This window comes from Streptantibioticus rubrisoli, from assembly GCF_024436055.1.
GTDB lineage: Bacteria > Actinomycetota > Actinomycetes > Streptomycetales > Streptomycetaceae > Streptantibioticus_A > Streptantibioticus_A rubrisoli.
In genome coordinates this window covers 1-12,567 of record NZ_JANFNH010000006.1, presented here as the reverse complement: position 1 = coordinate 12,567, position 12,567 = coordinate 1, and the positions used below count along the sequence as shown (strand labels likewise).

At 67.4% G+C, this 12,567-nt stretch carries 11 protein-coding genes and 1 tRNA gene; 8 read left to right on the top strand and 4 right to left on the bottom strand.

From position 1 onward, the window contains the following. Positions 1-326: 326 nt before the first annotated feature. Entirely contained in the window at positions 327-1,154 is an 828-nt protein-coding gene (locus tag NON19_RS09365; RefSeq protein WP_255926238.1) for a LuxR C-terminal-related transcriptional regulator, read from the top strand. A gap of 50 nt (positions 1,155-1,204) precedes the next feature. Here the strand turns inward: NON19_RS09365 and NON19_RS09360 are convergent, their stop codons facing one another. Then, the gene (locus NON19_RS09360; protein WP_255926237.1) at positions 1,205-1,702 is read right to left on the bottom strand and encodes a MarR family winged helix-turn-helix transcriptional regulator; all 498 of its coding nucleotides are present in this window, start codon (positions 1,700-1,702) and stop codon (positions 1,205-1,207) included. A gap of 141 nt (positions 1,703-1,843) precedes the next feature. On the opposite strand from NON19_RS09360, the gene NON19_RS09355 reads away from it, so the two are divergent. After that, entirely contained in the window at positions 1,844-2,653 is an 810-nt protein-coding gene (locus NON19_RS09355; RefSeq protein ID WP_255926236.1) for a trans-aconitate 2-methyltransferase, read from the top strand. Positions 2,654-2,712: 59 nt separating this feature from the next. Here the strand turns inward: NON19_RS09355 and NON19_RS09350 are convergent, their stop codons facing one another. Both NON19_RS09350 and NON19_RS09345 read right to left on the bottom strand, forming a co-directional pair. Next, positions 2,713-3,315, bottom strand: coding sequence for a TetR family transcriptional regulator (locus tag NON19_RS09350; RefSeq protein WP_308213667.1), 603 nt, complete (start codon positions 3,313-3,315; stop codon positions 2,713-2,715). A gap of 95 nt (positions 3,316-3,410) precedes the next feature. Further along, a complete protein-coding gene (locus tag NON19_RS09345) occupies positions 3,411-4,394 on the bottom strand; it encodes an acyl-CoA desaturase (RefSeq protein ID WP_255926234.1) in 984 nt (327 codons plus the stop codon). A 275-nt stretch (positions 4,395-4,669) separates the two neighbouring features. On the opposite strand from NON19_RS09345, the gene NON19_RS09340 reads away from it, so the two are divergent. The 6 genes from NON19_RS09340 to pth all read left to right on the top strand — a co-directional run bounded on the left by NON19_RS09340 (position 4,670) and on the right by pth (position 9,554). Further along, the gene (locus NON19_RS09340; protein WP_255926233.1) at positions 4,670-5,365 is read left to right on the top strand and encodes a hypothetical protein; all 696 of its coding nucleotides are present in this window, start codon (positions 4,670-4,672) and stop codon (positions 5,363-5,365) included. Positions 5,366-5,372: 7 nt separating this feature from the next. Continuing rightward, positions 5,373-5,444 (top strand) — tRNA-Gln (locus NON19_RS09335). Positions 5,445-5,557: 113 nt separating this feature from the next. Next, on the top strand, positions 5,558-7,012 hold the full coding sequence (gene glmU / locus NON19_RS09330) for a bifunctional UDP-N-acetylglucosamine diphosphorylase/glucosamine-1-phosphate N-acetyltransferase GlmU (protein WP_255926232.1): 1,455 nt from the start codon (positions 5,558-5,560) through the stop codon (positions 7,010-7,012). Positions 7,013-7,143: 131 nt separating this feature from the next. Next, positions 7,144-8,121, top strand: a complete 978-nt coding sequence (locus tag NON19_RS09325) for a ribose-phosphate diphosphokinase (RefSeq protein WP_255926231.1) — start codon at positions 7,144-7,146, stop codon at positions 8,119-8,121. A gap of 177 nt (positions 8,122-8,298) precedes the next feature. After that, positions 8,299-8,883 carry a 50S ribosomal protein L25/general stress protein Ctc gene (locus NON19_RS09320; protein WP_255926230.1) on the top strand — a complete coding sequence of 195 codons (585 nt, stop codon included), beginning with the start codon at positions 8,299-8,301 and terminating at the stop codon, positions 8,881-8,883. 83 nt (positions 8,884-8,966) lie between these two features. Beyond that, entirely contained in the window at positions 8,967-9,554 is a 588-nt protein-coding gene (pth, locus tag NON19_RS09315; protein ID WP_255926505.1) for an aminoacyl-tRNA hydrolase, read from the top strand. A gap of 46 nt (positions 9,555-9,600) precedes the next feature. Here the strand turns inward: pth and ppc are convergent, their stop codons facing one another. Next, complete coding sequence (gene ppc, locus NON19_RS09310) at positions 9,601-12,333, bottom strand: phosphoenolpyruvate carboxylase (protein WP_255926503.1); 2,733 nt, start codon at positions 12,331-12,333, stop codon at positions 9,601-9,603. Positions 12,334-12,567 lie beyond the last annotated feature (234 nt).

Here is a 12,567-nt window from a genome sequence, read left to right as displayed (position 1 = left end):
ATGCCGTCACGGGCACACGCGTACGGGCGGCGACGGGCCGCGCAACATGCCCTCAAACGCTCCGTACTTCACGCCCCTTCACGCCAAAAGCAACCGTCACCCGCCCGAGTTCGGCATTCCGGCCCCGAATGTCAGTGATTCCCCCTACGCTTTTCCTGGTGCCGGTGGGGGCCGGTACCGATCAGGGGGCGAGGACCGCGGGTACGGCGCCCGCGGCCGGGGTAGGCAGCACCGCACGACGGCGGTCGCGCGGCTGCGGAACGGTGCCCGCGGCGAAGGTGCCGACCCGCGCCCGTCCGCCACCTGCCAAGGGGGAGAGTGATCGCGTGGCCCGCATTCGCGTACTGGTCGTCGACGACCACCGCATCTTCGCCGAGTCGCTCGCCGCCGCGCTCGCGGCCGAACCCGATGTGGACGTCTCCGCCGCGGGCAGCGCCCCGGCCGCCCAACGCTGCCTGGAACGCGCGGCCGCCGACGGCAGGCGGTACGACGTACTGCTGGTCGACGCCGACCTCGGCGACACCGCAGGTCCACCGGCCACCCCGGGCCACCAGACGGGCAGGCCGCCCGCCCCCCAGGTCCCGGTACAGCGCGGCCCCGAACCCCGGGACCAGCGGCCCACGCCCCCCGCCGGCGCCGACCCGCACGACGGTATCGCCCTGGTCGAAAGGGTCCGCGCCCACCACCCCGGCACCCGCACCGTGGTCCTCGCCGGGCACGACGACCCGCGCCGCGCCGCCCGCGCCCTGCAGGCGGGCGCCTGCGGCTGGGTGGCCAAGGACAGCTCCCTGTCCCGCCTGCTCACCGTGGTACGCGGCGTCCTGCGCGACGAGACCCACCTGCCCCCCGCACTGCTCACCGGCGTCCTGCGCGAGTTGACCACCGCCCGCCGCCACCGCACGGAAAGCGAACGGCTCGTGGAGTCCCTCACCCCGCGCGAACAGGAAGTCCTGCGCTGCATGGTCGCCGGGCTCGGCCGAAAAGCCGTCGCGGAACGCCTCTACCTGTCCCCCCACACCGTGCGCACCCACATGCAGAACGTGCTGGGAAAGCTCGGCGTCCACTCCACCCTGGCCGCCGTCGCCCTCGCCCGGCGCGCCGGAGTCGGCCCCGCCGACCTCGCCGTACCCGCGGGCAGCGGCAAATCCGCCTGACCCGACCAACCAGCACCACCGCAAAGCGGTCGCTTAACCGAAAAGCCCCGTCAACTGGGGAAGTTGTCGAACGGAGCCGTCAACTGCCGCAGCAGACCCGCCAGTTCACCGCGCTGCTGCGGCGACAACTCGCTCAGGATCGCCCGCTCCTGCGCCAACAACGCCGCCAGCGCCTCATCCGCCTGCCGCTGCCCGTCGACCGTCAGCCGCACCAGCACCCCACGCCGGTCACTGGGATCCGGCAGCCGCTCCACCAGGCCCTTCTTGGCCAGCCGGTCGATGCGATTGGTCATCGTCCCCGACGTCACCAACGTCTGCGTGAGCAACTGCCCAGGTGACAACTGGTACGGCGCCCCGGCCCGGCGCAGCGAGGTGAGCACGTCGAACTCCCACGGCTCCAGCCCGTGCTCGGCGAACGCCAGCCGCCGCGCCCGGTCCAGATGCCGCGCCAGCCGACTCACCCGGCTGAGTACCTCCAGCGGCTCCACGTCGAGGTCAGGGCGCTCACGACGCCACGCAGCAACCAGCCGATCGACCTCGTCCTCCATACCGATCAGTGTAGTGGTTGTGTCGACGTGAAGTCTCTTGATGTCAAGAGAATAGAAAACGGGTCGCCTGGGCAATCTCGGCCACGAGAGACACCCTGCGTCTCTCGCACCGAACACGCACCTCTCCAAAGGGGATCCGCAATGCACCAGGCGACCTGGGATCCACAGCAGTACCTACGCCACGCCGGACACCGCACCCGGCCCTTCCACGACCTCCTCAACCGCATCCCCGAACTCCCCCACAACCCCGCCCACATCGCCGACCTCGGCTGCGGCCCCGGCAACGTCACCGCCATACTCGCCGACCGCTGGCCCAACGCCCGCATCACCGGCCTCGACAGCTCACCCCACATGCTCGAAGCCGCCCAGGAATACGCCGGACCCACCCCCGGCGGCGGCAGCATCCAATTCCAACCCGCCGACGCCGCCACCTGGACCCCCGACACCACCTACGACCTCATCGTCTCCAACGCCGCCCTCCAATGGGTCCCCAACCACCCCGACATGATCCCCACCTGGATCGACGCCCTCACCCCCGGCGGCACCCTCGCACTACAAGTACCCGGCAACTTCACCTCACCCAGCCACGCACTCCTCGCCGAACTCTGCGACGCCCCCCAATGGCGCGCCAAACTCGCCGGACACGGACGCGGCTACGTACACATCTTGGAACCCGCCGGATACCTCGAACTCTTCGACACCCTCGACTGCACCGTCGACGCCTGGGAAACCACCTACGTCCAACTACTCCCCGGCGAAGACCCCGTACTCGAATGGACAAAGGGCACCGCCCTACGCCCCATCCTCACCGCACTCGAAGACGACCCGGCCACCCGCGACGAATTCATCGCCCAATACCGCGACCTACTCCGCAAGGCATACCCCACAGGACCCCGCGGAACGGCCTTCCCCTTCCGCCGCATCTTCGCCGTCGCCACTAAGAAGAGCTGAACCCCGCCACCAACAACCGCCCCCCACACCCCGCCTGGAGCCCACCCACACGGCACCGACTACGCCTTACGGTGACCTATCAACCGCGGCCTGGGCTCCAGGCCCGACAACCCGTTCCACGCCAGATTCACCAAATGCGCAGCCACGTCCGCCTTCTTCGGCCGCCGCGCATCCAGCCACCACTGACCCGTCAGCGCCACCATCCCCACCAACGCCTGCGCATACATCGGCGCCAGCTTCGAATCAAAACCGCGCTGCCTGAACTCCAACCCCAAAATATCCTCGACCTGCGTCGCAATATCACTGATCAACGACGCGAACGTACCCGTCGACTGCGCCACCGGAGAATCCCGCACCAAAATACGGAAACCATCGGTCGACTGCTCGATGTAATCCAGCAACGCAAACGCCGCCTGCTCAAGCAACTCCCGCGGATGACCACCGGTCAACGCACTCGTCACCATATCGAGCAAAACCCGCATCTCACGGTCAACCACAACCGCGTACAGGCCTTCCTTACCACCGAAATGCTCATACACCACCGGCTTGGAAACCCCCGCCTGATGCGCGATCTCCTCCACCGACGTGCCCTCGAAACCACGCTCCGCGAACAACGCCCGACCAATGTCCAAAAGCTGCTCGCGACGCTCCGCACCCGTCATCCGCACCCGACGACCACGCCGAGCCGACCCGGCCGCCGACCTACCCGCGCCCTTGACCTCGCCACCAGTGCTGCTCTCGCTCCCCACAGCACTCATCATGCCGCCTTGGCGACCTCATCCTTACGCCGGGCAGCGATCCGCTCCGAACTCGGCCACCGCACATCAGAAACCCAACCCAGCAACTCGAACCACCGGATGATCCGCGCACTCGAATCAACCTGCCCCCGCAACACACCATGCCGCGCACACGTCGGATCCGCGTGATGCAGGTTGTGCCACGACTCACCACACGACAACACCGCCAGCCACCACACGTTCCCCGACCGGTCCCGCGACCTGAACGGCCGCTTACCCACCGCATGACAGATCGAGTTGATCGACCACGTCACATGGTGCAGCAACGCCACCCGCACCAACGAACCCCAGAAGAACGCCGTGAACGCCCCCCACCACGACATCGTCACCAACCCACCGACCAACGGCGGGAACAGCAACGAAACCGTCGTCCACCACACGAACTGCCGGGAAATCGCGCGAATCACCGGATCCTTGATCAAATCCGGAGCGAACTTGTGCTGCGGCGTCTGCTCCTCATCGAACATCCACCCCATGTGCGCCCACCACAGCCCCTTCAACAAGGCCGGAACCGACTCGCCATAACGCCACGGCGAATGCGGATCCCCCTCCGCGTCCGAGAACTTGTGATGCCGACGATGGTCCGCCACCCACCGCACCACCGGCCCCTCCACCGCCAACGACCCAGCGATCGCCAACGCGATACGCAACGGCCGGTTCGCCTTGAACGAACCATGCGTGAAGTACCGGTGGAAACCCACCGTGATGCCATGACAGCCCAGGAAGTACATCCCCACCATCAGGCCCAGGTCCAGCCAGCTCATCCCCCAGCCCCAGGCGAACGGAATCGCCGCCAGCAACGCCACGAACGGCACGCCGATGAACAGCCCCAGGGCGACCTGCTCGATCGACCGCTTGCTGTCACCGCCGAGCGTGGCAAGCGGCCGTCCCTCGTCAGGCCCGGGCTCCCTGGACTCGGTGATCACGTCCGGCTGTGTGGTCATAAATGTCCCTCGGGGGTGGGAGAACGGTTACGGAGCTACGGGACCGTAACCTACGGCATCGTAAGTATGGCAGGGGTGTGCGGCACGGCACAGAACCGCGCACCCGACCACTGGGGGAATCTGCCCGCTACGGGTGGCCTTCAAGGGGCCGAACGAAAGAACTTCCCGCGAAGCGAGCGTGTGCGGGTCACGCCTGGGTGGGGGAAAACGCTCGATCGGGTGATCGAGGTTCGAACTGCTTGGGTGAATGCCGGGTTCGAATGCATGCTCGGTTCATGACCGCTGCAAAGCACGAACTACAGGTGCGAGCAAGGGAGTTGCGGCTCGCGGGAAAGACGTACGACGAGATCGTCGCGGAGTTGGGGGTGTCGAAGAGTTCGGTGTCGTTGTGGGTGCGAGATCTGCCGAAGCCGCAGCCGTCGCCGGAGCGGATGCGACGCATGCGGGAGGCGCGGTGGGAGCCGCATCGTAGGAAGATGGCGTTCCTGCGGGAGCAGACGAAGGCGGCTGCGGTGGCTGAGACGCGACAGATGACGGACCGGGATCTGTTCATCGCGGGTGTCGCGCTGTACTGGTCCGAAGGATGCAAGAGCAAGCCGCACAGTTTGCGGGAGACGGTCATCTTCTGTAATCAGGACCCGGGCGTGATCCGGGTCTTCCTCGCCTGGCTGGCTCTGCTCGGCGTTGAGCCGGATCGCATCCAGTACCGCGTGATGATCCACGAGACGGCGGATGTAGCGGGAGCTGAGGGTTACTGGGCTGACCTTGTGGGGGTGGACGTGAGCGCGCTCCAAAGGACCACGCTGAAGAAGCACAACCCCAAGACGGTCCGTAAGAACGTCGGTGAGGGCTACCACGGCTGCCTGGTGGTCCGGGTGAGACGCGGAGCTGATCTATACCGTCGCATCGAGGGCTGGTGGTACGGCATAGTATTGGGCAGCGAGCGGCGCGAGTTGAACTCGACCGCTTGACGAATATTCCGCCGTAGTGTAATGGCAGCACGGCGACCTTTGGAGTCGTTAGGTCGAGGTTCGAATCCTCGCGGCGGAGCAACCTTATGGTGACGGGTCCTGACCGCCAGGTCGGGACCCGTCCGCATGTCACAGCCCCGACCCCTCGGTATCCTGCGGGTGTCCACCCCCCAAACGCCGAGGAGCCACCCCGTGAGCCCCATCCGTCCGGCTGCCGTTGTCGTCCTCGCCGCGGGTGAGGGCACCCGTATGAAGTCGGCCACGCCCAAGGTCCTGCACGAGATCGGTGGGCGGTCCCTGGTCGGCCATGTCGTCGCCGCCGCGCGGGAGCTCGCGCCCGAGCAGCTCATCGTGGTCGTCGGCCACGCCCGCGAGCAGGTCACCGCGCACCTCGCCGAGATGGACCCGGCGATCCGCACCGCCGTGCAGGTCGAGCAGAAGGGCACCGGCAACGCGGTGCGCACCGCGCTTGAGTCGCTGGCCGAGCAGGGCGTGGTGCTCGACGGGACGGTGATCATCACCTGTGGTGACACTCCGCTGCTGACCGCGGACACGCTGCGCACCCTGGCCGCGGCGCACGAGGGTGACGGCAACGCGGTGACCGTGTTGACCGCCGAGGTGCCGGACGCCACCGGTTATGGCCGGATCGTGCGGGACGGTGGCGGCGCGGTGGCGGCGATCGTGGAGCAGAAGGACGCCTCCGAGGAGCAGCGGGCGATCCGCGAGATCAATTCGGGGGTGTTCGCGTTCGACGCGAAGCTGCTGGGTGAGGCGTTGTCGAAGGTGACGACGGACAACGCGCAGGGTGAGGAGTACCTCACGGACACGTTGGCGATTCTGCGGGCGGCTGGTCATCGGGTGGGTGCGGCTGTGGCGGCGGATCATCGGGAGATTCTGGGGATCAACAACCGGGTGCAGTTGGCTGAGGCGCGTCGGTTGTTGAACGACCGGGTGCTGACGGCGGCGATGTTGGCTGGTGTGACGGTGGTGGATCCGGCGTCGACGTGGGTGGATGTGTCGGTGGAGTTCGAGCCGGATTCGGTGGTGCTTCCGGGGACGCAGTTGCATGGTGTGACGCGGTTGGCGGCGGGTGCCGAGGTGGGTCCGGACTGCGTGTTGACGGACACGGTGGTCGGTGAGGACGCCCGGGTGGTCAAGGCGGTGTGTGAGGGTGCCGAGATCGGTGCGGGGGCGAGTGTGGGTCCGTTTGCGTATCTGCGGCCGGGGACGGTGTTGGGGTCGCGGAGCAAGGCGGGTACGTACGTGGAGATGAAGAACGCCGTGGTGGGCGAGGGTACGAAGGTGCCGCATCTTTCGTATGTGGGGGATGCCACGATCGGTGAGTACACGAACATCGGGGCGGCGAGTGTGTTCGTGAACTATGACGGGGAGCGTAAGCACCACACGACGGTCGGCAGTTACTGCCGGACGGGTGCGGACAACATGTTCGTGGCGCCGGTCACGGTGGGGGATGGGGTGTATACGGCGGCGGGGTCGGTGATCGTGAAGGATGTTCCGGCTGGTGCGTTGGCTGTTGCCCGTGGTCAGCAGCGGAACATCGAGGGCTGGGTGGTCCGTAAGCGTCCGGGGAGTGCGGCCGCGCAGGCGGCTGAGCGGGCTGCTGGGGAGTCGGATCAGGGTGCGTGATGGTGGTCTCGCCGGTGCACGGGGGTGCCGGTGGGGGCGTACCGTATGAGTGCACACAATTTCCGCCAGCTTCCCGTCGAGTGGGCGAAGCTGCGTCGAACACCAGTCGAAGTCATCAAGGAGACGGTGCAGTGACCGGGATCAAGACGACCGGTGAGAAGAAGTTGATGCTCTTCTCCGGCCGCGCCCACCCCGAGCTGGCGGAGGAGGTGGCGCACCAGCTGGGGGCTCAGTTGGTGCCGACCAAGGCCTTCGATTTTGCTAACGGTGAGATCTACGTGCGCTTCGAGGAGTCGGCGCGTGGGTCGGATGCGTTTGTGATCCAGAGCCATCCTGCTCCGATCAACAAGTGGATCATGGAACAGTTGATCATGATCGATGCGTTGAAGCGGGCGTCCGCGAAGCGCATCACGGTGGTGGTGCCGTTCTACGGGTATGCCCGTCAGGACAAGAAGCACCGTGGTCGTGAGCCGATCTCGGCGCGGTTGATGGCTGATCTGATGAAGACGGCGGGTGCTGACCGGATCTTGACGGTGGATCTGCACACCGATCAGATTCAGGGTTTCTTCGATGGTCCGGTGGACCATTTGTTCGCGTTGCCGCTGTTGGCGGACTACGTGGGTGCGAAGGTGGACCGTTCCAAGCTGACGGTGGTGTCGCCGGACGCGGGGCGGGTGCGGGTGGCTGACCGGTGGTGTGACCGGTTGGGTGCGCCGCTGGCGATCGTGCACAAGCGGCGTGATCCGGATGTGGCGAACCAGGTCACGGTGCATGAGGTGGTCGGTGATGTGAAGGGCCGGATCTGTGTTCTGGTCGATGACATGATCGACACGGGTGGCACGATCTGTGCCGCGGCGGACGCGCTGTTCGCGAACGGCGCGGAGGATGTGATCGTGACGGCGACGCATGGTGTGCTGTCGGGTCCGGCTGCCGATCGTTTGAAGAACTCGAAGGTGAGTGAGTTCGTCTTCACGGACACTTTGCCGACGCCGGGTGAGTTGGAGCTGGACAAGATCACGGTGTTGTCGATCGCGCCGATGATCGCGAGTGCGATCCGTGAGGTGTTCGAGGACGGTTCGGTGACGAGCCTGTTCAACGACGCTCACTGAGTCGCGTAGCGGCTGATTTCGTTGGCGGCCTCCCCGCCGGGTAGACTCCTCGGGTTGCTCGGCGAGGGAGGCCGTTTTGTTGGTCTCCGTTATCGACGCGCTTTCGATTTTTCGAGGCTGGTCCGTCGTGGACCGAGCGGCAGATTTCCGTATCCGTCGTCCACGAGGAGTGCCGACATGTCTGAGGTGAAGATTCCCGCGCAGCTGCGCTCGGAGTTCGGTAAGGGTTCCGCGCGCCGTGCCCGTCGTGAGGGCCGGGTTCCGGGTGTGATCTACGGTCACGGTGCCGCTCCGGTGCATGTGACGCTGCCGGGTCATGAGCTGATGCTGGCGTTGAAGACCCCGAACGTTCTGATCAGCCTGGATGTCGACGGCACGTCGGAGCTGGTGATTCCGAAGGCTGTGCAGAAGGACCCGATCAAGGGTTTCCTGGAGCACGTTGACCTGCTGCAGGTCAAGCGGGGCGAGAAGGTCTCCGTTGAGGTGCCGATTCACGTCGAGGGTGAGCTGGCGCCGGGTAACAACCTGCTGGAGCACGTGCTGAACGCGCTTCCGGTGGAGGCCGAGGCCACGCACATTCCGGAGTCGGTGTCGGTTTCGGTGGCGGGCCTGGAGGCCGGTGCGTCGGTGCTGGCGAAGGATGTCGTGCTGCCGCAGGGCGTCGTGCTGGCTGTTGACGCGGACGCCGTGGTGCTGCAGGTGCTGGCGGGCCAGGTTGAGGCCGCCGCGGATGAGGCCGCCGCTGAGGGTGCGGAGGGCTGAGCCCCGAGGGCTTTTGTGTGAACCGCCGTCCGGCTTTTGCCGGGCGGCGGTTCGCTTTGCGGTACGTTCGAGGAGAGGTGAGCATGAGCGCAGCGCAGGGTGTCCCTGAGGGGCCGTGGCTGGTGGTGGGTCTGGGTAATCCGGGGCAGGAGTACGCGGGCAATCGCCACAACATCGGTTTCATGGTGGCGGATTTGCTGGCTGATCGGATGGGGAGCCGGTTCAAGGCGCACAAGGCCCGGGCGCAGGTGGCGGAGGGGCGGATCAGCGGTCAGCGGCTGGTGTTGGCCAAGCCGATGTCGTTCATGAATCTGTCGGGTGGGCCGGTGGTGGCGCTGCGTGATTTCTACAAGGTGCCGCTGGAGCGGATCATCGTCGTTCATGACGAGTTGGACATCGACTATGCCACGTTGCGGTTGAAGCGGGGTGGCGGCGACAACGGTCACAACGGGTTGAAGTCGATCACGAAGTCGTTGGGTCCGGATTATCTGCGGGTGCGGTGTGGGATCGGTCGTCCGCCGGGCCGGATGGAGGTGGCGACTTTTGTGTTGCGGGATTTCTCCTCGGCGGAGCGCAAGGAGTTGGGCTGGTTCGTGGATCGTTCGGCGGACGCGGTGGAGGCGTTGATGGCCGAGGGGTTGGAGCGGGCGCAGAGTACGTACAACGGTTGACGGCTGGTGGCCTTCGCCCCCGGGGTGGGGGCGAAGGCCGGTGGGGTCAGCCGGTATTGCGCAGTCCGGCGGCGACGCCGTTGACGGTGAGCAGCAGGGCGCGGGCGAGGGCGGGGTCGGGTTGCTGGCCTTCGGCGGCGGCTTGGCGTTGCCGGTGCAGGAGTGCGACCTGGAGGTAGGAGATGGGGTCCAGGTAGGCATCGCGGACGCGGAAGGTCTGCTTCAACACCGGGTTGTTGTCGAGGAGTTCGGCTTCGCCGGTGAGGCGTAGGACTTCGCGTTGGGTGAGGTCGTGTTCGGCTTCGATGGTGGCGAAGACGTGCTTGAGGTGGTCGGGGACGAGGGTGTCGACGTAGTGGCGGGCGATCCGCAGGTCGGTCTTGGCCAGTGTCATTTCGACGTTGGACAGGAAGTTGCGGAAGAAGTGCCAGTGTTGCCGCATTTCGTCGAGGGTGGTGTCCAGGCCTGCTTCGCGGGCGGCCTTGAGGCCGGAGCCGACGCCGAACCAGCCGGGGACGATCTGCCGGGACTGGGTCCAGCCGAACACCCAGGGGATGGCGCGGAGTCCGTCGAGCCCCGCGCCGGAGTCGGGGCGGCGGGAGGGGCGGGAGCCGAGGTGGAGTTCGGCGAGTTGGTCGACGGGGGTGGAGGCGAAGAAGTAGGCGGGCAGGTCGGGGTCTTCGACGAGCCTGCGGTACGCGGCGTGGGCGGCGGAGGAGATGTGGTCCATCGCGGCGTCCCAGCGGGCCAGGGCGTCTTCGGACTGGCGGGGTGCGGTGTGCAGGGCGGAGGCCTGCAAGGTGGCGGCGACGGTGAGTTCGAGGTTCTCCCGGGCGAGGGAGGGGATCAGGTACTTGTCGGAGATGACTTCGCCCTGTTCGGTGACCTTGATCTCGCCTTCGAGGGTGCCCCAGGGTTGGGCGAGGATCGCTTCGTGGGTGGGGCCGCCGCCGCGGCCGACGGTGCCGCCGCGGCCGTGGAAGAGGCGCAGGCGTACGCCGTAGCGGTGGGCGACGTCGCGCAGTCGGCGTTGGGCGCGGTGGATTTCCCACTGGCTGGTGGTGATGCCGCCGAACTTCGAGGAGTCGGAGTAGCCGAGCATGACCTCCTGGACGTCTCCGCGCAGTGAGACGAGCTTGCGGTAGGAGGGGTCGGCGAGCATCTCGTCGAGGATGCGGTCGGCCTGCTGGAGTTCTTCGGTGGTCTCCAGCAGCGGCACGATGCCGATCCGGGCGATGCCGGCGTGCAGGTCGATCAGCCCTGCTTCGCGGGCGAGGACGGCGGCGGCGAACACGTCGTCGGCGCCCTGGCACATGGAGATGATGTAGGACTCGACGACTTCGGGGCCGAAGCGTTCGAAGGCTTCGCGGATGGTGTGGAAGACGCCGAGGGTCTTGGCGCCCGCCGGGTCCATGGGGGCGGGGGTGGGGGCGAGCGGTCGGCGGGAGCGCAGTTCCTTGGCGAGCAGCTTGCGCCGGTAGTCGCGGGGCATGTCGGCGTAGCGCCAGGATTCTTCGCCGAGGCGGTCGAAGAGTTGGCCGAGGGCGTGGTGGTGGGCGTCGGCGTGCTCGCGGATGTCCATGGTGGCCAGTTGCAGGCCGAAGGCGGCGATGGTGCGCAGGGCGCTCTCCACGCGGCCGTCGGCGATCAGGCCGCCGCGGTGGGCGCGTAGGGAGTCCTGCAACAGGGCCAGGTCGCTGAGGAGTTCGCCGGTGCCGAGGTAGTCGCGGCCGGGGGTGTGCGGTGTTCCGGCGGCGAGGCGTTCGCGGGTGTTGATGAGCTTCTGGCGGACGCAGGTGGCCTTGAGCCGGTAGGGCTCCTCGGCGTTGAGCCGCTTGTAGCGGGGGCTGATCTCGGGGAGGTTGGCGAGGTCCTGGTCGAGCGAGGCGAGCAGTTCCTCGCTGGCGCCGCAGTTGCGGATGGAGTTGGACAGGGCGGCGCGCAGTTCGTCGATGAGCGCGAGGGCGTCGTTGATGCCGTGCTCGTGCTGGAGGAGCAGGACCTCCCAGGTGACCTGGGGGGTGACGTTGGGGTTGCCGTCTCGGTCGCCGCCGATCCAGGTGCCGAAGGTGAGCGGCCGGGTGTCGGGCGGCAGTGGGGCGCCGACGCGTTGCAGTTCGGCGGCGAGGTCCTCCAGTACGTCGCTGGCGGCGCCCTGGAAGAGTTCGTCGAGGTAGTAGACGGCGTTGCGGGCCTCGTCGGCGGGTTCCGGGCGGGCCACGCGCAGTTCGTCGGTCTGCCACAGCAGGTCGATGCTCTCGGCCAGCCGCAGGTCGTGGCGGCGGTGGTCGCCGCCGGGCGTGGCGCGGGCGTCGAGGAGTTCGGCGATGCGGCGCAGCTTGTTCAGCACGCTGCGGCGGGCCGCCTCGGTGGGGTGGGCGGTGAAGACCGGGCGTACGCCGAGGTGGCGGACGGTTTCCTTCAGGTGCTCGCGGTCGGCGTCCTTGAGCTGGTCGGCGGTGCGGGCCAGCAGGCCGCCTTCGGCGGCGCGGCGGGCGCGTAGTTCACGGCCGCGGTGCACCTGCTCGGTGATGTTGGCCAGGTGGAAGTAGGTGGAGAAGGCGCGTACCAGCTTCGTGGCGGTGGGCAGGTCGGTCTCGCCCAGCAGCCGGGCGGCGGCCTCGCCGTCGCTGCGGGTCAGGGCCCGTACGCGTTCGACCAGGTCGAGCAGTTCCTGGCCTTCCTGGCGGACCAGGGTTTCGCCGAGCAGCTCTCCCAGGCGGCGGATGTCGGCGCGCAGGGCGGCGTTGTCGGCGGCGGGACCGGTGGGATCGGGCATGGTGTCGGCGCTGCTCACAGGTGCGGCTCCTTGGCAGGGAACGGCTGACGGTGCGGACCGCGCTGTCCGACGGGCACCAGGATATGCGTCGTCGCGAGAGCCGGTCGCGGTGTCCGATGGGTGGGCACCTGCGGGTGTTCGTACCGGGGGTGCGCCGAGGGGGCCGGGAGGGGAGGAGTGGGCGCGGCCGTGGGGCCTGGCGTTGCGGCGGCGGGGCGCCCCTCGGTTGAACGT

Excerpts from the sequence above, each read along its gene's own strand:
- NON19_RS09360 (WP_255926237.1), bottom strand. The coding sequence starts at position 1,702 with ATGGAGGACGAGGTCGATCGGCTGGTTGCTGCGTGGCGTCGTGAGCGC.
- NON19_RS09355 (WP_255926236.1), top strand. The coding sequence starts at position 1,844 with ATGCACCAGGCGACCTGGGATCCACAGCAGTACCTACGCCACGCCGGA.
- NON19_RS09350 (WP_308213667.1), bottom strand. The coding sequence starts at position 3,315 with ATGACGGGTGCGGAGCGTCGCGAGCAGCTTTTGGACATTGGTCGGGCG.
- NON19_RS09345 (WP_255926234.1), bottom strand. The coding sequence starts at position 4,394 with ATGACCACACAGCCGGACGTGATCACCGAGTCCAGGGAGCCCGGGCCT.
- NON19_RS09340 (WP_255926233.1), top strand. The coding sequence starts at position 4,670 with ATGACCGCTGCAAAGCACGAACTACAGGTGCGAGCAAGGGAGTTGCGG.
- NON19_RS09320 (WP_255926230.1), top strand. The coding sequence starts at position 8,299 with ATGTCTGAGGTGAAGATTCCCGCGCAGCTGCGCTCGGAGTTCGGTAAG.
- pth (WP_255926505.1), top strand. The coding sequence starts at position 8,967 with ATGAGCGCAGCGCAGGGTGTCCCTGAGGGGCCGTGGCTGGTGGTGGGT.
- ppc (WP_255926503.1), bottom strand. The coding sequence starts at position 12,333 with ATGCCCGATCCCACCGGTCCCGCCGCCGACAACGCCGCCCTGCGCGCC.